23 protein-coding genes are annotated in these 21,370 nt (G+C 62.8%); 12 read left to right on the top strand and 11 right to left on the bottom strand.

Features of this window, described 5'->3' with window-relative positions; translation table 11 throughout:
• The first annotated feature begins 11 nt into the window (after positions 1–11).
• From VMP31_RS12085 to tldD, 3 genes are all read left to right on the top strand, one after another.
• On the top strand, positions 12–3,845 hold the full coding sequence (locus VMP31_RS12085) for a YhdP family protein (RefSeq protein WP_325507403.1): 3,834 nt from the start codon (positions 12–14) through the stop codon (positions 3,843–3,845).
• 86 nt (positions 3,846–3,931) lie between these two features.
• Positions 3,932–4,786 carry a carbon-nitrogen hydrolase family protein gene (locus VMP31_RS12080; protein ID WP_325507401.1) on the top strand — a complete coding sequence of 285 codons (855 nt, stop codon included), beginning with the start codon at positions 3,932–3,934 and terminating at the stop codon, positions 4,784–4,786.
• A gap of 16 nt (positions 4,787–4,802) precedes the next feature.
• On the top strand, positions 4,803–6,260 hold the full coding sequence (gene tldD / locus VMP31_RS12075; RefSeq protein ID WP_325507399.1) for a metalloprotease TldD: 1,458 nt from the start codon (positions 4,803–4,805) through the stop codon (positions 6,258–6,260).
• Positions 6,261–6,555: 295 nt separating this feature from the next.
• Here tldD and yjgA read toward each other — a convergent pair whose 3' ends face one another.
• On the bottom strand, positions 6,556–7,074 hold the full coding sequence (gene yjgA / locus VMP31_RS12070; protein WP_325507397.1) for a ribosome biogenesis factor YjgA: 519 nt from the start codon (positions 7,072–7,074) through the stop codon (positions 6,556–6,558).
• A 103-nt stretch (positions 7,075–7,177) separates the two neighbouring features.
• Between yjgA and pmbA the strand changes: the two genes are divergently transcribed.
• Complete coding sequence (gene pmbA, locus VMP31_RS12065; protein WP_325507395.1) at positions 7,178–8,524, top strand: metalloprotease PmbA; 1,347 nt, start codon at positions 7,178–7,180, stop codon at positions 8,522–8,524.
• A 71-nt stretch (positions 8,525–8,595) separates the two neighbouring features.
• Here pmbA and VMP31_RS12060 read toward each other — a convergent pair whose 3' ends face one another.
• The 10 genes from VMP31_RS12060 to VMP31_RS12015 form a co-directional block, all read right to left on the bottom strand.
• The gene (locus VMP31_RS12060) at positions 8,596–8,868 is read right to left on the bottom strand and encodes an HPr family phosphocarrier protein (protein WP_325507393.1); all 273 of its coding nucleotides are present in this window, start codon (positions 8,866–8,868) and stop codon (positions 8,596–8,598) included.
• A gap of 12 nt (positions 8,869–8,880) precedes the next feature.
• Positions 8,881–9,738, bottom strand: coding sequence for an RNase adapter RapZ (gene rapZ / locus VMP31_RS12055; protein ID WP_325507391.1), 858 nt, complete (start codon positions 9,736–9,738; stop codon positions 8,881–8,883).
• Positions 9,739–9,740: 2 nt separating this feature from the next.
• The gene (gene ptsN / locus VMP31_RS12050) at positions 9,741–10,214 is read right to left on the bottom strand and encodes a PTS IIA-like nitrogen regulatory protein PtsN (protein WP_325507389.1); all 474 of its coding nucleotides are present in this window, start codon (positions 10,212–10,214) and stop codon (positions 9,741–9,743) included.
• A 15-nt stretch (positions 10,215–10,229) separates the two neighbouring features.
• Positions 10,230–10,538 carry a ribosome hibernation-promoting factor, HPF/YfiA family gene (gene hpf / locus VMP31_RS12045; protein WP_325507387.1) on the bottom strand — a complete coding sequence of 103 codons (309 nt, stop codon included), beginning with the start codon at positions 10,536–10,538 and terminating at the stop codon, positions 10,230–10,232.
• 192 nt (positions 10,539–10,730) lie between these two features.
• On the bottom strand, positions 10,731–12,245 hold the full coding sequence (locus tag VMP31_RS12040) for an RNA polymerase factor sigma-54 (RefSeq protein WP_325507385.1): 1,515 nt from the start codon (positions 12,243–12,245) through the stop codon (positions 10,731–10,733).
• Between the two features lie 133 nt (positions 12,246–12,378).
• Positions 12,379–13,104, bottom strand: coding sequence for an LPS export ABC transporter ATP-binding protein (lptB, locus tag VMP31_RS12035; RefSeq protein ID WP_325507383.1), 726 nt, complete (start codon positions 13,102–13,104; stop codon positions 12,379–12,381).
• Positions 13,105–13,106: 2 nt separating this feature from the next.
• Entirely contained in the window at positions 13,107–13,649 is a 543-nt protein-coding gene (lptA, locus tag VMP31_RS12030; RefSeq protein ID WP_325507381.1) for a lipopolysaccharide transport periplasmic protein LptA, read from the bottom strand.
• A complete protein-coding gene (gene lptC / locus VMP31_RS12025; protein ID WP_325507379.1) occupies positions 13,636–14,205 on the bottom strand; it encodes an LPS export ABC transporter periplasmic protein LptC in 570 nt (189 codons plus the stop codon). Before lptC ends, lptA begins: the two co-directional genes overlap by 14 nt.
• Positions 14,206–14,213: 8 nt before the next feature.
• Complete coding sequence (locus VMP31_RS12020) at positions 14,214–14,753, bottom strand: HAD family hydrolase (protein ID WP_325507377.1); 540 nt, start codon at positions 14,751–14,753, stop codon at positions 14,214–14,216.
• A complete protein-coding gene (locus VMP31_RS12015; RefSeq protein WP_325507375.1) occupies positions 14,753–15,727 on the bottom strand; it encodes a KpsF/GutQ family sugar-phosphate isomerase in 975 nt (324 codons plus the stop codon). The genes VMP31_RS12020 and VMP31_RS12015 overlap by 1 nt, the downstream gene beginning before the upstream one ends.
• Positions 15,728–15,974: 247 nt before the next feature.
• On the opposite strand from VMP31_RS12015, the gene VMP31_RS12010 reads away from it, so the two are divergent.
• The 8 genes from VMP31_RS12010 (at position 15,975) to hisG (ending at position 21,362) form a co-directional block, all read left to right on the top strand.
• Complete coding sequence (locus tag VMP31_RS12010; protein ID WP_325507373.1) at positions 15,975–16,784, top strand: ATP-binding cassette domain-containing protein; 810 nt, start codon at positions 15,975–15,977, stop codon at positions 16,782–16,784.
• A complete protein-coding gene (gene mlaE, locus VMP31_RS12005) occupies positions 16,784–17,578 on the top strand; it encodes a lipid asymmetry maintenance ABC transporter permease subunit MlaE (RefSeq protein ID WP_325507371.1) in 795 nt (264 codons plus the stop codon). Before VMP31_RS12010 ends, mlaE begins: the two co-directional genes overlap by 1 nt.
• Positions 17,578–18,048 (top strand): outer membrane lipid asymmetry maintenance protein MlaD, encoded by a 471-nt coding sequence (gene mlaD / locus VMP31_RS12000; RefSeq protein ID WP_325507369.1) that lies wholly within the window; start codon positions 17,578–17,580, stop codon positions 18,046–18,048. The genes mlaE and mlaD overlap by 1 nt, the downstream gene beginning before the upstream one ends.
• A 14-nt stretch (positions 18,049–18,062) precedes the next feature.
• Positions 18,063–18,695 carry an ABC transporter substrate-binding protein gene (locus tag VMP31_RS11995; protein ID WP_325507367.1) on the top strand — a complete coding sequence of 211 codons (633 nt, stop codon included), beginning with the start codon at positions 18,063–18,065 and terminating at the stop codon, positions 18,693–18,695.
• Positions 18,692–19,000 carry an STAS domain-containing protein gene (locus tag VMP31_RS11990; RefSeq protein ID WP_325507366.1) on the top strand — a complete coding sequence of 103 codons (309 nt, stop codon included), beginning with the start codon at positions 18,692–18,694 and terminating at the stop codon, positions 18,998–19,000. Before VMP31_RS11995 ends, VMP31_RS11990 begins: the two co-directional genes overlap by 4 nt.
• A 204-nt stretch (positions 19,001–19,204) precedes the next feature.
• A complete protein-coding gene (locus VMP31_RS11985; protein WP_325507364.1) occupies positions 19,205–19,444 on the top strand; it encodes a BolA family protein in 240 nt (79 codons plus the stop codon).
• A gap of 12 nt (positions 19,445–19,456) precedes the next feature.
• Positions 19,457–20,722 (top strand): UDP-N-acetylglucosamine 1-carboxyvinyltransferase, encoded by a 1,266-nt coding sequence (murA, locus tag VMP31_RS11980; RefSeq protein WP_325507362.1) that lies wholly within the window; start codon positions 19,457–19,459, stop codon positions 20,720–20,722.
• Positions 20,723–20,726: 4 nt separating this feature from the next.
• Positions 20,727–21,362, top strand: a complete 636-nt coding sequence (gene hisG / locus VMP31_RS11975) for an ATP phosphoribosyltransferase (protein ID WP_325507360.1) — start codon at positions 20,727–20,729, stop codon at positions 21,360–21,362.
• Positions 21,363–21,370: the final 8 nt, after the last annotated feature.

Raw genomic sequence — 21,370 nt, 5'->3', positions numbered from 1 at the left:
GTATAAGCTGAATGGAGGCCTTGGCTCGCTGGACCATGACCCTGTTGCGCTGGACGCTGGGGCTCTGTGCGCTCGGCCTGGTGCTGGCGGCGCTGTATGTCAGTCTCGGCCGGGAGCTGTTGCCCCTGGCCGCCGAATACCGCCTGGAGGTGGAAGACAAGGCCTCCGCGGCGCTGGCCATGCCGGTGCGCATCGGCACCCTGGAAGGCCGCTGGCAGGGCTTTGCGCCGGTGCTGATCGCCCATGACCTGCAGGTCGGCGAAGGCCAGGGAGCCCTGCAGCTCGATCAGGTGCGGGTGGTGCCCGATGTGCTGGCCAGCCTGGCGGCGCGGCAACTGCGGGTGGCGCGTCTGGAGCTGGAGGGGTTGAAACTGCTGGTCCAGCAGGATGCCGAGGGTGGCTGGGAGCTGCAGGGCCTGGCTCCGCGCGAGACGGCCGTACCCTTGGACGTAGCCCAGCTATTGCGCCAGCTGCAGGCGGTCAAACGGCTGTCGCTGCTCAATAGCCAGGTGACCTTGCAGGCGTTCGAGCAGCCGGCGCGCACCCTGACCTACGTCAACCTGACGCTGCGCAACGGCAGCTTTAGCCAGCGCCTGGACGGTCGCCTGCTGCTGCCCGATGGCCAGCCGCTGGCTCTGCAGATCCGCACCCGGCTGCAGCCTGAACGCTGGCGCGAGGCCCAGGCCGAGCTGTATCTGAGCCTGCCGCAGAGCGACTGGGCGGCCTGGGTGCCTGCCAGCCTGCTGGCGCAGTGGCGGCTCGAGCGCTTGCAGGCCGGCGGCGAGGTCTGGTTGTCCTGGGCCGAGGGGGCGGTACAGCGTGCGGTCAGTCGTCTGCACGCGCCGCAGTTGCAGGGGGGCTATGGCTCGCGTGAGTCGGTGGCGCTGAACAACCTGAGCCTGAACGCCTACTTCACCCGCACCGCCGAGGGCTCCGAGGTGCTGTTCGATGACCTCGCCTTCAGCCAGGGCGAGCAGCGTTGGGGCGAGGTGCGCGTGGCCCTCAGCCAGCAGGCGAGCAGTGCGGAGCTGCAAGAACAATGGCTGCTCAGTGCCGACCACCTCGACCTGGCTCCCCTGCAGCCGCTGGTGGCGGCGCTGGCCCCTCTGCCGGAAAAGGCCCTGGCCGTGCTGGCGCAGCTCAATCCCAAGGGCGCGGTACGTAACCTGCAACTTGATTACCGGCCGCAGGTCGAGGGGCCTGGCCGTCTGCAGTTCTCGGCCAATCTCGAAGGTATCGGCTTTGCCGCCTACCTGGCGTCACCGGCGGCGGAAAACGTCAATGGCAGCATCAGCGGTGACCTCGCCCAGGGCGAGCTGCGGATGGCCACGGAAAACTTCTCCCTGCATCTGGAAACCCTGTTCCCCCAGCCCTGGCGCTACAGCACCGCCAATGCGCGGCTCACCTGGCAGCTCGATGAGCAGGCATTCACCCTGCGCAGCCCCTATCTGCAAGTGGTGGGCGAAGAGGGTGCGATTGCCGGCGACTTCCTGATCCGCCTGATGCGCGATCCTTTGGCCGAAGACTATATGGATCTGCGCGTCGGTCTGCGTGATGGCGATGCGCGCTTTACCGAGAAATACCTGCCGAGCCGATCCCCAGGCCTGAGCCCCGAGCTGAACACCTGGCTGAAAAGCGCGATTCGCAGCGGCCGGGTGGATGAAGGCTTCTTCCAGTACCAGGGCTCGCTGAACAAGGGCGCGGACCGTGCCGCGCGCAGCCTCAGTCTGTTCTTTGCCGTGCGCGACGCCGAACTGGCCTATCAGCCCGGCTGGCCGGCGCTGCGGGAAGGGCGCGGGGAAGTCTATATCGAGGACAGCGGGGTGCGCGTCGAGCTGGCCGAGGGGCGCATTCTCAATAGCCGGGTGAGCAATGCCCAGGCCCTGATTGCCACGGCCTTGCCCGGGCAGCCAATACGCTTGCTGCTTAACAGCGAGCTGAGCAGCAATGTCGATGACGCCCTGAAAATCCTCCAGGAGGCACCGCTGGGCACCGCCGAAATCTTCGCCGGCTGGAGTGGCGCGGGCGATCTGAGCGGCAAGCTCCAGCTCGATCTGCCGCTGCGCAAAGGGCTGCAGCCCGCGGTGGTGGTTGATTTTGCCAGCAGCAATGCCGAGCTCAACCTGAGCAACCCGCTGCTGCAGCTTAGCCAGGTGCAGGGAGCCTTCCGCTACGACACGGCTCGCGGCCTCAGTGCCCCGGATATTCGCGCCCAGGTGCTGGGCCATGCGGTGCGTGGCAAGGCCCTGGCCGACGGCCGCGGTGGCCGTGCCCTGACGCGTATTGAGGCCGCGGGCCGGGTCGGCGTTAGTGAGCTCAGCACCTGGCTGGGCGTGACCCAGCCGGTGCCGCTGAGCGGCAGCCTGCCTTATCGCTTGCGCCTGTCCCTGGATGGAGCCGACAGCCAGCTGCGGGTCGACTCCAACCTGCAGGGCCTGGCCATCGAGCTGCCCGCGCCCTTCGGCAAGGCCGCTGGCGCGGCCAGCTACGCCGATTGGCGGATGACCCTCAGTGGCCCCGAGCGGCGCTACTGGTTGGATTATGCCGAGCTGGCCAGTCTGTCTTTCGCCGCACCGCTCGGGCAGATCAGCGAAGGGCGTGGTGAATTGCGTCTGGCGGACGGCCCGGCGAGCCTGCCGGGTGGCAAGGGCGTGCGTTTGCGCGGCCGCGTCACGGAGCTGGACTGGGACGCCTGGCAGGCGGTGTTGCAGCCCTACAAACGCTTGCCGACCGCAGAGGCGCAGCAGCTGTTCAACGATGCGCAGCTGCAGATTGGCCGCTTCAGCGGCTTCGGCACCGAGCTCGACTCTCTGGCGCTGCGCTTGCAGCGGGTCGCCCAGAGCTGGGTGGTGAGCCTGGACAGCGAGCGGATCAAGGGGCGGATCGATGTGGCGGATGATGCCGCAGTGCCGATGGCCCTCAACCTCGACTACCTGCGTCTGCCCGCCGCCGAGCCCAAGGCCGAAACCAGTGTGACGGTAGACAAGCCCGACCCGCTGGCCGGCGTCGACCCGCGCCAGATCCCGCCGATCGACCTGCGCATCGCCACGGTTTATCAGGGGATCGAGGCCCTGGGTGCCTGGTCGCTGAAAATTCGTCCGAGCGGGGAGGGGGTCAAGTTCAGCGACCTCGATCTCAATCTCAAAGGCCTGCATCTCACCGGCCAGGGTGGCTGGCAGGGCGCACCGGGGGCCAGCAGAAGCTGGTACAACGGCCGTCTGGGCGGCGCGGATCTGGCCGATGTACTGATCGCCTGGGGCTATGCCCCGACCGCCAGCAGCGAGAGTTTTCGCCTGGAGGTCGACGGCAACTGGCCGGGTTCGCCGGCCTGGTTCGGCCTGAAGCGTTTCTCCGGCAGCATGGATGTAGCCATGCGCAAGGGCCAGTTTTCCGAAGTGCAGGGCCCGGCCTCGGCGCTGCGGGTATTCGGTCTGCTCAACTTCAACTCGATTGGCCGCCGCCTGCGCCTGGATTTCTCCGACCTGCTGGGCAAGGGCCTGAGCTATGACCGGGTCAAGGGGCTGCTGGTCGCCAGCGAGGGGGTGTTTGTCACCCGCGAGCCGCTGACCCTGACCGGGCCTTCGAGCAACCTGGAGCTGGACGGTACCCTGGATATGCGCCAGGAACGGGTCGATGCCAAGTTGCTGGTTACCCTGCCGGTAAGCAATAACCTGCCCCTGGCCGCCCTGATCGTCGGGGCCCCGGCTATTGGCGGCGCGCTGTTTATTGCCGACAAGCTGCTGGGCGACCGGGTGGCGCGCTTTGCCAGCGTGCAGTACGACGTCAAGGGCCCCTGGCAGGACCCGCAGATCAGCTTCGACAAACCCTTTGAAAAGCCGCAGTGAGTGCGCGTTTTTGGTCGTGTGGCTGTGCAGTCTGTGGCCATGGCTTGTAAGCTGATGGCTCGAGCCGTCTACGGAAGCCCTGCGCTATGAGTCTCGCCGTCATTCAAATGGTCAGTCAGGCCGATGTGCTGGCCAACCTGGCCCAGGCCCGGCTGTTATTGCAACAGGCCGCGGCCAAAGGCGCACGGCTGGCGGTGTTGCCGGAAAACTTCGCCGCCATGGGGCGCAGTGACCTGGCCGAGCTTGGCCGCCGTGAAGCGGTGGGCGAGGGGCCGATACTGCCCTGGTTGTATCAGACCGCCCGCGACCTGGGCCTGTGGATTGTGGCGGGGACTCTGCCGCTGCCGCCGGACGCCCAGCCTGCGGCCAAGCCCCGCGCCTGTTCGCTGCTGATCGACGAATACGGCCAACGGGTGGCGCGTTACGACAAGCTGCACCTGTTCGATGTGGAGGTCGGCGACAGTCATGGCTGTTACCGTGAGTCGGATGACTTCGCTTACGGTGAGCAGGTGGTCGTGGCGGACACGCCGCTGGGGCGTCTGGGGCTGACGGTGTGTTACGACCTGCGCTTTCCCGAACTCTTTAGCGCCCTGCGCGAGGCGGGGGCCGAGTTGATCAGCCTACCGGCGGCCTTTACCGCGGTGACCGGGGCGGCGCACTGGCAGGTGCTGACCCGCGCACGCGCCATCGAAACCCAGTGCTATGTGCTGGCGGCCGGGCAGGGTGGCAGCCATCCGGGCGGTCGGGAAACCTTTGGCCATTCCGCGATCATCGACCCCTGGGGCCGGGTGCTGGCCGAGCAGGATGCGGGCCAGGCAGTGCTCGTGGCCGAGCGCGATGCCGCGGAACAGGCCGCCATCCGCCGGCGCATGCCGGTGGCCCGGCACAAACGATTTTTTGCCACAGCCGAACCCCGGCTGCCTGGCGTGGAGCAGTCATGAACGAGATGAAGCCGTTATGAGCGAGATGTTGGTGTCCGTCAGTGAACATCTGTTGGGTCCGGGTGGTTTGACCCTTGAGCAGCTGCCCGGGGTATTGGCCGAACTGGCTGGTCCGGGTATCGATGCCGCCGACCTGTATTTCCAGAGCCAGGTCTCGGAAACCTGGGCGCTGGAGGATGGCATCGTCAAGGAAGGCAGCTTCAACCTGGATCAGGGCGTGGGCGTGCGTGCCCAGTCGGGTGAGAAAACCGGTTTTGCCTACAGCAATGCGATTACCGCCACGGCCCTGAGCCAGGCGGCGCAGGCCGCCCGTTCGATTGCCCGGGCGGGGCAGCATGGCCGCGTGCAAGCGTTCAACAGTCAGCTGGTCAAACCGCTCTATGCCCAGGACAACCCGCTGGATGTAATGGGCCGCGCGGAGAAGGTCGAGCTGCTCAAGCGTATCGACGTCGCCACCCGCGCCCTCGATCCACGGATCAAGCAGGTCACGGTCAGCCTGGCCGGCGTCTGGGACCGGGTGCTGGTTGCCGCCACTGACGGCAGCCTGGGCGCGGATATCCGCCCGCTGGTGCGTTTCAATGTCAGCGTGATCGTCGAGCAGAACGGCCGCCGCGAGCGCGGTAGCCATGGCGGCGGCGGGCGTACCGACTACCGCTACTTCCTCGAACAGACCAGCAATAACGAAGAGCGCGCCATGGGCTATGCCCGTGAGGCCCTGCGCCAGGCGCTGGTCAACCTCGAAGCGATTCCGGCCCCGGCAGGCACTATGCCGGTGGTGATGGGCGCAGGCTGGTCCGGCGTGCTGCTGCACGAAGCGGTTGGCCATGGCCTGGAAGGCGACTTCAACCGCAAGGGCAGTTCGGCCTACAGCGGGCGGATGGGCGAGCAGGTGGCCTCCAGCCTGTGCACCATCGTCGATGACGGCACCCTGGCCGAGCGTCGCGGTTCCCTGAGCATGGACGATGAAGGCACCCAGACCCAGTGCACCACGCTGATCGAAAACGGCGTGCTCAAGGGTTATATGCAGGACAAGCTGAATGCCCGCCTGATGGGCGTGGCCTGCACTGGTAACGGTCGCCGTGAGTCCTACGCGCACCTGCCGATGCCGCGTATGACCAACACCTACATGCTGTCTGGCGAAAGCGATCCGGAAGAAATCATCCGTTCGGTGAAGAAGGGCATCTACTGCGCCAACCTCGGCGGCGGTCAGGTCGATATCACCAGCGGCAAGTTCGTCTTTTCTACCAGCGAGGCCTACCTGATCGAGGACGGCAAGATCACCGCCCCGGTCAAGGGCGCAACCCTGATCGGCAATGGCCCGGAAGCCATGAGCAAGGTGTCGATGGTCGGCAACGACCTGGCGCTGGACAGCGGCGTCGGCACCTGCGGCAAGGACGGCCAATCGGTGCCGGTCGGCGTCGGTCAGCCGACCCTGAAGATCGATGCGATTACGGTGGGTGGGACGGGTAGCTGAGATTGTGGATGAACTGCTGGGGGCGTTGTCAGATTGGCTCTTCGGGTGGCTGTGCTATTTGCTGGGGCGCTGGACAGTAATCGCGGTTACGTTTGGGCGGGTTCGCCCACGCAGGACCGTACGCAGTGTGCGCTGGTTGGGCACCCTGGGTTTCGTAGAGATTTTGACTGCTGTGCTGGGCGGTTTTGTGTACTGGCTGCATCACGCCTAGGCGTGGCGTGGAGTTGCTGAACTCGGAGGGGCTGCGGTGCTGCGGGCTGGAGCTGTTGGGCTCCAGCCCCGGCGATGTAGCTGCCTAGCGCAAGCCGCGCTGGGTTTCATCCAGTTCGCGGATGTATTTGAAGATTTTGCGTGAGGCGGCTGGCGCTTTGTTCTGCGCCAGTTCGTGCTGGCCCTGGCGGATCAGCTGACGCAGGTGCTGGCGGTCGGCGTCGGGGTATTCGCCGACAAATTTTTCCAGGGTGTCGTCGTCGCCGTTGAGCAAGCGGTCGCGCCAGCGCTCCAGGTTATGAAAGCGTTCGTTGTACTGGCGGGTGGAGGCATCCAGCTGGTCGAGCAAGGTCAGGATGGATTCGATGTCCTGATCACGCATCAGCCGGCCGATAAACTGCACATGGCGTTTTTTCGCTGCATTGGCGGTGTGCTTGGGCGCTTCGGCCAGCGCGCGGCGCAGTTCGTCAGTCAATGGCAGCTTGTTCAGCAGATCGAGTTTCAGGGTAGTCAGGCGTTGCCCCAGATCTTGTAGCGCATGAAACTCGCGCTTGACCTGGGTTTTGCTCTTCTCGCCGGAGAAGTCGTCAAGGTATTCAGACATGGTGGCGGTCCAGTGGAAAACGCCGACATGATAGCAGCAAGTTTCCAGCTGTAAGCGTCTGGCTTGTCTGGCCGCGCCTGCAGCTTATCGTTCAGGAGTGTTTATGAGTGCAGTAGATATCGTTGGCCCCCAGGCCGTGCCGCAATTGCAGGCCCAGGTCGAGCAGATTATTGCCGAGGCCCGCAAGCAGGGGGCCAGTGCCTGCGAAGTGGCCGTATCGGTGGAGCAGGGCCTGTCCACCACGGTGCGTCAGGGTGAGGTGGAAACGGTCGAGTTCAACCGCGATCAGGGTTTCGGCATCACCCTCTATGTCGGTCAGCGCAAGGGTTCGGCCAGCACCTCGGCCAGCGGTGAGGCGGCGATCCGGGAAACCGTCGCGGCGGCCCTGGCGATTGCCAAGCATGCCTCCGAAGACGAATGCGCCGGTCTGGCCGATGCCGGGCTGATGGCTCGCGAACTGCCGCAGCTGGATCTGTACCACGCCTGGTCGATTACGCCGGAGCAGGCCATCGAGCAGGCCCTGAGTTGCGAAGCGGCGGCTTTTGCTGCGGATGGGCGGATCAAGAATGCCGACGGCACCACGCTCAATACTCACCAGGGTTGCCGGGTCTATGGCAACAGCCATGGCTTTGTCAGTGGCTATGCCAGCACCCGGCACAGCCTGAGCTGCGTGATGATTGCCGAAGACGGCGGGCAGATGCAGCGTGACTACTGGTATGACGTCAACCGCCAGGGCGAACTGCTGGCCGACGCCGCCAGCATCGGCCGGCGTGCCGCCGAGCGTGCGGTGAGCCGCCTGGGCGCGCGCCCGGTGCCCACCTGTGAAGTGCCGGTGCTGTTTGCCGCCGAGCTGGCCACCGGCCTGTTTGGCAGCTTTCTGGCGGCGATTTCCGGCGGCAACCTGTACCGCAAATCGTCCTTCCTCGAAGACAGCCTGGGGCAGCAGCTGTTTCCCGAGTGGCTAAAGCTCGACGAGCGTCCGCATATTCCGCGTGCTCTGGGCAGCGCCGCCTTCGATGGCGACGGCCTGGCGACTTATGCCAAGTCTTTTGTCGAGCGCGGCGAGTTGCTCTCCTATGTGCTGGGCACCTATTCCGGGCGCAAGCTGGGCATGCCCAGTACGGCCAACGCCGGCGGCGTGCACAACCTGTTTGTCAGCCATGGCGATGAAGATCAGAAGGCCCTGCTCAAGCGTATGGGCCGTGGCCTGCTGGTCACCGAGTTGATGGGCCAAGGCCTGAATATGGTCACCGGCGACTATTCCCGCGGCGCTGGCGGCTACTGGGTGGAGAACGGAGAGATCCAGTTCCCGGTGCAGGAAGTCACCATCGCCGGCAACCTGCGCGATATGTTCAGGCAGATTGTCGCGGTGGGTAATGATCTGGAGCTGCGCAGTAATATCCGTACCGGCTCGGTGCTGATCGAGCGGATGACGGTGGCGGGTAGCTAATCGGTGTAGGGCGGGCATCTTTGTCCGCCAGGGTGGACAAGGCTGCACCATGTCCACCCTGCAGTCTCGAACTATTCGCCTTCGTCGAAGTAGTTGTTGATCAACTCGCTCAGGGCGTTAAGTGCTTCGCCGTCCTGTTCTCCTTCGGTATGCAGGTGCACGGGCGTGCCTTTGCCGGCGGCGAGCATCATCACGGCCATGATGCTTTTGCCGTCCACCAGGCTGTCCGGCGCGCGGCCGATCTTGACCTGGCAGGGGAAGCGGCCGGCGACGCCAACAAACTTGGCCGCCGCACGGGCATGCAGGCCAAGCTTGTTGATGATGATGATTTCGCAGGCGGGCATCGCGGCAATTCCTTAACTGAGGTCGCGGTGGCGAGTCTGGACGTTCTTCAGAATGGGTTTGAGGGTTTCGCCGAGGCGGTTGGCCAGATACACCGAGCGGTGATGGCCACCGGTGCAGCCGATCGCCACCGTGACGTAGGCGCGGTTGCTGGCGGCAAAGCGCGGCAGCCACTTGACCAGGTAGGCGAGGATGTCCTGGAACATGTCTTCGACATCGGCCTGGGCCGAGAGGTAGTCGGCTACCGGCTGATCAAGGCCGGAGTAGTCGCGCAGATCCGGCTTCCAGTAGGGGTTGGGTAGGCAGCGCACGTCGAATACCAGATCGGCATCCACCGGCATGCCGCGCTTGAAGCCGAAGGACTCGATAAGAAAGGCGGTACCTGGCTCCGGCTGGTTGAGCAGACGTAGTTTGAGGCTGTCACGCAACTGGTAGAGGTTGAGGTGGGTGGTGTCGATCTTCAGGTCGGCCAAGTCGATGATCGGGCCCAGCAGCAGGCTTTCGTCGGCAATCGCCTCGGCCAGCGAACGGCTTTCGTTGGTCAGCGGGTGGCGTCGACGGGTCTCGGAGAAACGCTTGAGCAGGGTCTCTTCATCGGCATCCAGGTAAATCACATCGCATTTGATATGCCGTGCACGCACTTCCTCGAGCAGCTCGGGGAAGCGCTTGAGGTGGCTGGGCAGGTTGCGCGCATCGATCGACACGGCCACCTGCGGGTGCAGTAGCTCGGTATGTAGCAGGGCGCGCTCGGCCAGCTCCGGGAGCAGGCCGGCAGGCAGGTTGTCGATGCAATAGAAGCCGTTGTCCTCAAGTACATCGAGGGCGGTGCTTTTGCCGGAGCCGGAGCGACCGCTGACGATGATCAGGCGCATGCTCAGTCTCGACTGAGTTGGCTTTGCACGTCGACCACTACCTGGTACAGGGACTCATTGCTCTGAGCCTGGCGCAGGCGGTCACGCACGTCGCTGCGGTCGAGCATGCTGGCGATCTGCCGCAGCAGCTCCAGGTGGGCGTCGGTCGCGGCTTCGGGAACCAGCAGAACAAACAGCAGATCGACCGGGGCACCGTCGATGGCATCGAAGTCCACCGCGGCATTGAGCCTCAGCAAGGCGCTGATCGGCGCGTTGCAGCCGGGCAGGCGACAGTGCGGAATGGCGATGCCATTACCGAAACCGGTCGAGCCGAGTTTTTCGCGGGCGACCAGGCTTTCGAAGATGTCTTGGCCGTCCAGGTCAGGCAGCTCGCGCGCCACCAGGTTGGCAATCTGTTCGAGAACACGTTTTTTGCTGCCGCCCGGCACGTTCACGAGGGAACGGCCGGGGGTCAGGATAGTTTCAAGTCGGATCATAGGAGATAGACGAGGTCAGCGGGCCAGTGCGCCCTGTTGACGGTCGAGCTGTTTTTCCTTGTGCTTGATGAGTTGGCGATCGAGTTTGTCGGTGAGTAAATCGATTGCTGCATACATGTCTTCGTGTACCGCATTGGCGACAACTTCGCCGCCGGCAATGTGCAGGGTCGCTTCGATTTTCTGCTTGAGCTTCTCGACCTCCATGGTGACTTGCACATTGGTGATTTTGTCGAAGTGGCGCTCTAATCGACCGAGTTTTTCGGCGATGTAGTCGCGCAGGGCGTCGGTCACATCCAGCTGGTGTCCACTGATGTTGACTTGCATACCGCATTCTCCTTGTTGCCGTGTGTAAGAGGCAGGCAATAGGCCTGCCGCCGGAACACTGTGGCGTGGAAGACCCTGGCAGAACGAGTCTGGCACTGTCGCCGTCCGCGTATTGCAGCGAGGCTGCTTGCGCGAAAAGGCGAGGCCGGGTGTTGTTGTGTGCAGTGTGAACGGTCTTCCTTCTTATACCGCCTAGATCAATCGCTTGCGCTCGCTAGATGGCGCTATCCCGAGGGATTCACGGTACTTTGCGACTGTACGGCGGGCTACTTGAATGCCCTGTGCCTCCAGTAAACCAGCGATCTTGCTGTCACTCAACGGCTTTTTTGCATTTTCCGCGGCGACCAGTTTTTTGATGATGGCGCGGATCGCGGTGGACGAGCATTCGCCGCCCTCGGAGGTGCTGACGTGGCTGGAGAAGAAGTATTTCAGCTCGTAAATGCCACGCGGGGTGTGCATGAATTTCTGTGTGGTAACCCGCGAGATGGTCGACTCGTGCATGCCCACCGCCTCGGCGATATCGTGCAGCACCAGAGGTTTCATCGCCTCGTCGCCGTAGTCGAGGAAGCCGCGCTGGTGCTCGACGATCTGCGTGGCGACCTTCATCAGGGTTTCGTTGCGGCTTTGCAGGCTCTTGATAAACCAGCGCGCTTCCTGCAGCTGGTTGCGCATAAAGGTGTTGTCGGCGCTGGAGTCGGCGCGTTTGACGAAGCCGGCGTACTGCGCGTTGACCCGCAGGCGCGGCATGGCTTCCTGGTTCAGCTCCACCAGCCAGCGCTCGTTGTGCTTGCGCACGATCACGTCGGGCACCACGTATTCCGGCTCGCTCGACTCGATCTGCGAGCCGGGGCGCGGGTTGAGGCTCTGGATCAGTTCGATGACCTGGCGCAGCTCGTCTTCCTTGAGCTTCATGCGGCGCATCAGCTGGCTGTAGTCGCGGCTGCCGAGCAGGTCGAGGTAGTCGCTGGCCAGGCGCTGGGCTTCGCTCAGCCACGGGGTCTTGGCCGGTAGTTGGCGCAGTTGCAGAAGCAGGCATTCGCCGAGGTTGCGCGCGGCAATGCCGGCGGGCTCGAACTGCTGGATGCGGTGCAGCACGGCCTCGACTTCGTCGAGCTCGATATCCAGCTCCGGGTCGAAGGCTTCAACCACTTCTTCCAGGGTTTCTTCCAGATAGCCCTGCTCGTTGATGCAGTCGATCAGGGTCACCGCGATCAGGCGGTCCTTATCGGACATGGGCGAAAGGTTGAGCTGCCAGAGCATATGGCTCTGCAGGCTTTCGCCGCTGGAGGTGCGGGTGGTGAAGTCCCACTCGTCATCGTCGTTGCTGTTGCTCGGCAGGCTGCTGGCGCTGGTCTGGTAGATGTCTTCCCAGGCGGTGTCGACGGGCAGCTCATTGGGAATGCGCTCGCCCCAATCGCCTTCTTCCAGGTTGTCCACGGTCTGCGTGGTTTCCTGGTAGTTGGGCTCCTGGAAAGTGGACTCTTGCTGTTCGCTGGAAGTGGCGCTTTCTGCGCCATCGGCCATGGGGTCCGAGTTGTCGAAATCTTCGCCGTCTTCCTGGCGTTCGAGCATCGGATTGGATTCCAGTGCCTCCTGGATCTCTTGTTGCAGATCCAGGGTCGACAGTTGGAGTAGGCGAATGGCCTGTTGCAGCTGCGGTGTCATCGTCAGCTGCTGGCCCATCTTCAGGACTAGCGATGGTTTCATTGCAGACCTTATTTACCGGCGTCTGTGCGCAATCCACTACAGGGCGCGGAAGCGCCACAAGGAAGCAAATTATATGCCTGACTCTAAGGGGTTTGCCTAGGGGTGGTGCTTGTTTGCGTGAGAAAAGCCCCTGTTACAGGCGGAACTCATGCCCCAGGTACACCTCTTTGACCGTCTGGTTGGCCAGGATGGCGGCGGAATCGCCTTCGGCGATCAGTTGGCCGTCACTGACAATGTAGGCGGTTTCGCAGATGTCCAGGGTCTCGCGCACGTTGTGATCGGTGATCAGCACGCCAATGCCCTTGGCCTTGAGGTGGTAGATGATCTGTTTGATATCGCCGACCGAGATCGGGTCAACGCCGGCAAAGGGTTCGTCGAGCAGGATGAACTTGGGGGAGGTCGCCAGGGCGCGGGCGATTTCCACGCGCCGGCGTTCGCCGCCGGACAGGCTCATGCCGAGGTTGTCGCGGATATGGCTGATATGGAATTCCTGCAGCAGGCTTTCCAGTTCCTTGCGCCGCGCGCTGCCATCTAGATCTTTTCGCGTCTCAAGAATGGCCATGATGTTGTCGGCCACGCTGAGCTTGCGGAAGATCGAGGCTTCCTGCGGCAGGTAGCCGATGCCGGCGCGGGCGCGGCCGTGCATGGGCTGGTGGCTGACATCGAGGTCGTCGATCAGGATGCGGCCCTGGTCGGCCTGGACCAGGCCAACGATCATGTAGAAGCAGGTGGTCTTGCCCGCGCCATTGGGGCCAAGCAGGCCAACGATCTGCCCGCTGTCGATGCTCAGGCTGACGTCGCGCACGACTTGGCGGCCTTTGTAGCTCTTGGCCAGGTGCTGGGCTTTCAATGTGGCCATGGTTACTGCGCCTGCTGGTCGGCTGGTTTGTTCTTGGGCTGGATCACCATGTCGATGCGCGGACGTGGCGCGGTGACATTGGTACCTGTGGCGCGGCCGGCGTTGACGATCTGGCGTTTAGTGTCATAGACAATCTTCTCGCCTTCGAAGGTGTTGCCTTCCTGGATCACCTTGGCCTGGTCGATCAGCACGATGCGCTCGTTGGCGGCGAAGTACTGGATGGTCAGGCCGTAGGCCTTGACGATCTGCTTGTCGGTGGCCGGCAGCTGCTCGTAATAAGCAGGCTTGCCTACGGCGGTGAACACGTCGATATCGCCCGCCGGAGTCTGGGTGATGGTCACGGTGTCGCCTGTGATCTTCAGCGTGCCCTGGGTGATAACCACGGTGCCGCGATACACGGCCACACCTTGCTTGTCGTCAAGTTCGGCGCTGTCGGCCTGAATCCGGATCGGTTGTTCGCGATCCGATGGCAGGGCCCAGGCGCTGATGCTTCCGAGCGCGGCGCTGAGACCGAAAAGAAGGGGGAGGGTTTTAACGAGCCTCATGCTGACCTCTTACATTGGACAGCAGGAGCATCCTGCCGTCATTCAAGTACGCTTTCATTCCTTGTGCCGTGGTCACCCCATTGGCGGCGTCGATTCTAACGGCTTGCTCGGTCTGCGCATATTCCTTATCGGGGAATACGGTCAGGCGGCTGGTGGTGAGAATGGTCGGGCGGCCCTTGGCGTCGGTGCGGGCGATGCGCACCTTGTCGATCAATTCGACTTCCTTGCCGGCGGGGGCGACTTCGCCACGCTCGCTGCTGATGTTCCACGGCAACTCGTCGCCGCGGTACAGCTGCATGTTGGGGTTGTCGAGCAGGGTGATGTCGGTGCTGAGGATATGCTCGGTCTTGTCCGCGGTGACCTCATAGTGCAGCGAACCGTCGGGCATGTACTGCACGGTGGTGATATTGGTCGCGTAGAAATCAATGGTGTTCTGCGCGGTGCCCGGTTTGTCCCCGTCGGAGAAGCTTGCGGGGTTGATATTCCAGTAGCCGAGCGCCGCCAGAAGCGCGGCGGCGCAGGCGAGCAGGGCAATGTTGAGCAGTTTACGCGGCATGATGGGCTCTATAAGTAGGCGGCTTGGGCGGCTTCGAGGCTGCCCTGGGCGCGCATGATCAGTTCGCAGAACTCGCGTGCGGCACCTTCGCCGCCCCGTGCCTGGGTTACGCCATGGGCATGCTGACGGACGAAGGCGTCGGCGCTGGCCACAGCCATGCCCAGGCCGACCCGGCGGATCACCGGCAGGTCCGGCAGGTCATCGCCCAGGTAGGCCACTTGTTCATAGCTCAGGCCGAGTTCGCCGAGCAACTCGTCGAGTACCACCAGCTTGTCTTCGCGGCCCTGGTACAGATGCTGGATGCCCAGATTCTGCGCGCGGCGTTCGACCACCGGGGTCTTGCGCCCGCTGATGATGGCGGTGCGCACGCCGGAGTTGATCAGCATCTTGATGCCGTGACCGTCGAGGGTATTGAAGGTCTTGAACTCACTGCCGTCGACCAGGAAATACAGTTTGCCGTCGGTGAGCACACCGTCGACATCGAAAATTGCCAGTTTCACGCCTTGGGCGCGGTGCTGCAGGTCAGGGTTTAGCATCTCGGCGGTCATCACATTACTCCGGCGCGCAGCAGGTCGTGCATATTCAGCGCACCGACGGGCTGGTCGTTGCTGTCGACCACCACCAGGCCGCTGATCTTGTGGTCTTCCATGATTTTCAGGGCTTCGGCGGCGAGCATCTCGGCGCGGGCGGTCTTGCCGTGGGCGGTCATCACCTCGTCGATCAGGGCCTGGCGTACGTCGATGCCGCGATCCAGGGTGCGGCGCAGGTCGCCGTCGGTGAAGACCCCGGCCAGGCGGCCGTCGCTTTCCACCACCACGGTCATGCCCAGGCCTTTCTGGGTCATTTCCAGCAGGGCGTCACGCAGCGAGGTGCCGCGCTGCACGCGGGGCAGGGCGCTGCCAGCGTGCATCACGTTTTCCACTTTCAGCAGCAGACGGCGGCCCAAGGCACCGCCGGGGTGGGAAAAGGCAAAATCTTCGGCGGTAAAGCCGCGGGCTTCCAGCAGGGCGATGGCCAGGGCGTCGCCCAGGACCAGAGAAACTGTCGTGGAAGACGTCGGGGCCAGGTTCAGCGGGCAGGCTTCCTGGGATACGCGGGCGTCCAGGTTGACTTCGGCGGCCTTGGCCAGTGGCGATTCCGGGTTGCCGGTCATGCTGATCAGGCGGATGCCAAGGCGTTTGATCAGTGGCAGCAGGGTGACGATTTCCGCAGTGGAGCCGGAGTTGGACAGGGCCAGCACCACGTCGTCGCGGGTGATCATGCCCATATCGCCGTGGCTGGCCTCGGCCGGATGGACAAAGAAAGCGGTGGTGCCGGTGCTGGCCAGGGTGGCGGCAATCTTGTTGCCGACATGCCCGGATTTGCCCATGCCAACCACAACTACGCGGCCCTTGCTGCCCAGAATCAGCTCGCAGGCGCGGACAAAATCGCCGTTGATGCGCTGCAGCAGGTCCTCGATCGCTTCGAGTTCGAGGCGAATGGTGCGCTGCGCGGATTGGATCAATTCGTTGGGCTGGCTCATGGCGTCTCTAAGGGCGGCTGAGTAAAAGTCGAGGATTATAGCGGGAAAGGTGCGCCTGCCCAGCACTTCCAGCGCGACTAACTGCTCAAGCGATTGTGCAAACTGTTATCTGGCGTCACATGTTCAATCTTGGGCGGTGAAAAGCCTAGTGGTATAGTTCGCGCCCATTTTCGGTCCGTTCGGCGGATGTAGTGCCCTTTTCCCGGGATGCTGCGTCTGTCAGGCAAGCGTTGAGCAAGGAGTCCAGATGAGCGCCGAGAACCCTTACGCCGTAGAGCTGAAGAGCCTGAGCTTCAAGCGCGGCGAGCGGGATATTTTTACCAATATCGATATTCGCATTCCGCGCGGCAAGGTGGTCGGCATCATGGGGCCGTCCGGTTGTGGCAAGACCACCCTGCTGCGCCTGATTGCCGCCGAACTGCGGCCGAGCGATGGCGAGGTCTGGGTCAATGGCGTGAACCTGCCCACGCTGTCGCGCAGCGAGCTGTTCGATATGCGCAAGCAGATGGGCGTGCTATTCCAGAGCGGCGCGCTGTTCACCGACCTGGATGTGTTCGAGAACGTGGCCTTTCCGCTACGGGTGCATACCCAGCTGCCCGAAGAAATGATCCGTGACATCGTTTTGATGAAGCTGCAGGCGGTAGGCCTGCGCGGTGCTCTGGACCTGATGCCGGACGAGCTGTCAGGCGGCATGAAGCGTCGCGTGGCCCTGGCCCGCGCCATCGCCCTGGATCCGCAGATTCTGATGTACGACGAACCCTTTGTCGGCCAGGACCCCATTGCCATGGGCGTGCTGGTGCGACTGATCCGCCTGCTCAGCGATGCCCTGGGGATTACCAGCATCGTGGTGTCCCACGATCTGGCGGAAACCGCCAGCATTGCCGATTACATCTATGTAGTGGGCGACACCCAGGTGCTGGGGCAGGGCACCCCGGACGAGCTGATGAATTCCGATGACCCGCGGGTGCGCCAGTTTATGCAGGGTATCCCCGATGGGCCGGTACCCTTCCACTTTCCGGCGGCCAACTACCGCGACGATTTATTGGGGGGGCGCTGATGCGCAAGACATCTGTGCTCGAGCGGGTTCGCCTGTTCGGCCGGGCCGGTATCGATGTGGTGGCCACGCTGGGCCGTTCCACCCTGTTCCTGCTGCGGGCGCTGTTCGGTGGCGGCTCGCGCAATGGCTTCCAGTTGCTGGTCAAACAGCTCTATTCGGTAGGGGTGATGTCCCTGGCGATCATCGTCGTCTCGGGGCTGTTTATCGGCATGGTGCTGTCGCTGCAGGGCTTCAGTATTCTGACCAAATACGGTTCGGAGCAGGCAGTGGGGCAGATGGTTGCCCTGACCCTGCTGCGGGAACTGGGGCCGGTGGTCACCGCCTTGCTGTTCGCCGGGCGCGCCGGTTCGGCCCTGACTGCGGAAATCGGCAATATGAAATCCACCGAGCAGCTCTCCAGCCTGGCGATGATCGGGGTCGACCCGCTCAAATACATCGTCGCGCCGCGCTTGTGGGCCGGTTTTATCTCGATGCCCTTGCTGGCGATGATTTTCAGCGTGGTTGGTATCTGGGGTGGGGCCATGGTCGCCATCGACTGGCTCGGGGTATACGAAGGCTCGTTCTGGGCCAATATGCAAAGCAGCGTTTCATTTCGTGAAGACGTGCTCAATGGCGTGATCAAGAGCATGGTCTTCGCCTTTGTCGTGACCTGGATTGCCGTGTTCCAGGGCTATGACTGCGAGCCGACTTCGGAAGGCATCAGCCGCGCCACCACCAAAACCGTGGTGTATGCCTCGCTGGCCGTGTTGGGGCTGGACTTTATTCTGACCGCTTTGATGTTTGGAGATTTCTGATGCAGAACCGCACGCTGGAAGTTGGTGTCGGCTTGTTCCTGTTGGCCGGGTTGTTGGCCTTGTTACTGTTGGCCCTGCGCGTCAGTGGCCTGACCGTGGGTAGCAGCGATGGCACCTATAAGGTCTATGCGAACTTCGAGAATATTGCCGGTCTTACGGTCAGGTCGAAAGTGACCATGGCCGGTGTGACCATTGGCAAGGTAACGGCCATCGACCTGGATCGCGAGAGCTACACCGGGCGCGTGACCATGGTGCTCGATGAGGATGTGGACAACCTGCCGCTGGACTCCACGGCCTCGATCCTTACCGCCGGCTTGCTCGGCGAGAAGTACATCGGCATCAGCGTGGGGGGCGAAGAGGAGCTGCTGCGCGATGGTGGAACCATTCACGACACCCAGTCGTCCCTTGTATTGGAAGACCTGATTGGCAAGTTTCTGCTCAACTCGGTCAATAAAGATCAGGCCAATTGATAAAGGTAGTGAATATGATCAAGTTACTGCGTAACAGCCTGTTCCTGTGTCTGACCCTGATGTCGCTGTCCGTCCTGGCGGCCCCGGCGGCCCATGAAGTGGTGCAGCAAACCACCACCAAGCTGCTTGCCGACCTCAAGGACAACAAGGAGCAATACCGCACCGATCCGGCGGCGTTCTACGACGCCCTGAACAGCATTCTCGGCCCGGTGGTGGATGTCGAGGGTATTTCCCGCGGCGTGATGACTGTGCGCTTCTCGCGCCAGGCCAGTCCCGAGCAGATGCTGCGTTTCGAGGAAAACTTCAAGCGCAGCCTGATGCAGTTCTATGGCAATGCCCTGCTCGAATATAACAACCAGGACATCCGCGTGCTGCCGGTCAGCGGCAAACAGGATCCGCAGCGTACCGCGGTGAACATGGAGATCAAGGACGGCAATGGCGCGGTTTACCCGCTGTCCTACACCATGGTCAGCCAGGACGGCACCTGGAAGATGCGTAACGTGATCATCAACGGCATCAACGTCGGCAAGCTGTTCCGCGATCAGTTCGCCCAGTCCATGCAGAACAACGGCAATGACCTGGACAAGGTCATCGACACCTGGAGCGATACCGTCGCCAAGGCCCGTCAGGGCACGGGTGAGTCGTGAGTCAGGCCGCTATTGGCGAGTTGAGCCCCGGCGTGCTGCGGCTCGACGGCGTGCTCGATTACCAGAGCGCCCCGGCGCTGCGTGAGCAGGGTGCGCGCCTGATCGGTGCGAGCCAGGGCGCAAGCTGTGTGATCGACTGCGCCTCGGTAAGCCAATCCAGCAGCGTCGGCCTGTCTCTGTTGCTGGCCTTTATGCGCGACGCCGAGGCCGCGGGCAAAAACCTGGTGGTGCGCGGCCTGTCCGAGGATATGCGGCAGATAGCCGGTGTTTGCGGCCTGCTTGAGGTGTTGCCGCTGGAATCCTGAGGCCGCGCGAGCGGGTTTCGGTCGGCTCGGGGTTCGCAGTGGATGGGCTTTTTTGTATGATGCTCGACCCGCGAGCCTTGGCTGCCGTCGGACTTGATCGCTGCGAGCGAGGTAAAGTCCGGCTTTTGCCCGGTGCACGCTATCCGTTCGACAGGCTGCCCCATGCTTTGCTGTCGTTAATCCATGCGTTGATCGAGGTTGAGCATGCAGGCCTTAGAAGTGAAGAGCCTCCTGGAGGCTAAATTGCCGGATACCCAGGTGGAAGTTGAAGGCGAAGGCTGCAACTTCCAATTGAACCTGATCAGCGACGAGTTGGCCGGCCTTAGCCCGGTCAAACGTCAACAGCAGATCTACGCTCACCTCAACGCCTGGATTGCCGATGGCAGTATCCACGCCGTGAGCATGAAATTTTTCAGCCGTGCCGATTGGGCTGCGCGCTCCTAAACCGAGAGAATCATGGACAAACTGATTATTACCGGCGGTGTGCGCCTCGACGGCGAAATCCGCATTTCCGGGGCGAAGAACTCCGCTCTGCCGATTCTCGCCGCCACCCTGCTGGGTGATGCGCCCGTCACCATCTGCAACCTGCCGCACCTGCACGACATCACCACCATGATCGAGCTGTTCGGGCGCATGGGCATTGAGCCGGTGATCGACGAAAAGCTCAGCGTGGAAGTCGATGCGCGGGCGATCAAGACCCTGATTGCGCCCTATGAGCTGGTGAAAACCATGCGCGCCTCGATCCTGGTGCTCGGCCCGATGGTGGCGCGCTTCGGTTATGCCGAAGTGGCCCTGCCGGGTGGTTGCGCCATCGGTTCGCGTCCGGTTGACCTGCACATCCGTGGCCTCGAAGCCATGGGCGCGATCATCGATGTCGAAGCCGGCTATATCAAGGCCAAGGCCCCGGAAGGCGGTCTGCGTGGCGCACACTTCTTCTTCGATACCGTCAGTGTGACCGGTACCGAAAACATCATGATGGCGGCGACTCTGGCCAAAGGCCGCAGCGTGCTGGAAAACGCCGCGCGCGAGCCGGAAGTGGTCGACCTGGCCAACTGCCTGATCGCCATGGGCGCGAAAATCAGCGGTGCCGGCACCGACACCATCACCATCGATGGCGTTGAGCGCCTGCACGGCGCGCGCTTCAGCGTGATGCCTGACCGTATCGAAACCGGCACCTACCTGGTGGCTGCTGCTGTTACAGGCGGCCGGGTCAAGGTCAAGGACACCGATCCGACCACCCTGGAAGCGGTGCTGTCCAAACTGCAGGAAGCCGGTGCAGAAATCACCTGTGGCAACGACTGGATCGAGCTGAATATGCACGGCAAGCGGCCGAAAGCCGTCAACCTGCGTACTGCTCCGTACCCGGCGTTCCCCACCGATATGCAGGCGCAGTTTATCGCCCTCAATGCGATTGCCGAGGGCACCGGCACGGTGATCGAAACCGTGTTCGAAAACCGCTTTATGCACGTGCATGAAATGATCCGCATGGGCGCGCAGATTCAGGTCGAAGGCAACACCGCCATCGTCACTGGCGTCGAGACCCTCAAAGGCGCGCCAGTCATGGCCACCGACCTGCGTGCTTCGGCCAGCCTGGTGATTTCGGCGCTGGTGGCCGAGGGCGATACCTTGATTGATCGCATTTACCACATCGACCGTGGTTACGAGTGCATCGAAGAAAAACTGCAGATGCTGGGTGCCAAAATCCGCCGTATTCCGGGTTGATGCCATGCTGACTATCGCGCTGTCCAAAGGCCGCATTCTCGACGACACCCTGCCGCTGCTTGCCGCGGCAGGTATCGTGCCGACCGAGAACCCGGATAAAAGCCGCAAGCTGATCATTCCCACCACTCTGGATGACGTGCGTCTACTGATCGTGCGCGCCACCGACGTGCCGACCTATGTCGAGCACGGCGCGGCCGACCTCGGCGTGGCTGGCAAGGATGTGCTGATGGAGTACGGCGGCCAGGGCCTGTATGAGCCGCTGGACCTGCGTATTGCCCGCTGCAAGCTGATGACCGCCGGTGCGGTCGGCGCGCCCGAGCCGAAAGGCCGCCTGCGCGTGGCTACCAAGTTCGTCAACGTGGCCAAGCGTTACTACGCCGAGCAGGGCCGTCAGGTCGATATCATCAAGCTGTACGGCTCAATGGAACTGGGGCCATTGGTGGGTCTGTCCGACAAGATCATCGATGTGGTCGACACCGGTAACACCTTGCGCGCCAACGGCCTGGAAGCCCAGGAGCTGATCGCCCATATCAGTTCGCGGCTGATCGTTAACAAGGCCTCGATGAAGATGCAGCACGCACGCATCCAAGAGCTGATCGACACCCTGCGCGAAGCGGTTGAGTCGCGACACCCACTCTGAGTCTGATG

The organism is Pseudomonas sp. (genome assembly GCF_035512415.1).
Classification (GTDB): Bacteria; Pseudomonadota; Gammaproteobacteria; order Pseudomonadales; family Pseudomonadaceae; genus Aquipseudomonas.
Note: the sequence above shows the minus strand (reverse complement) of the source record. Positions and strands in the feature narration are given on the sequence as shown.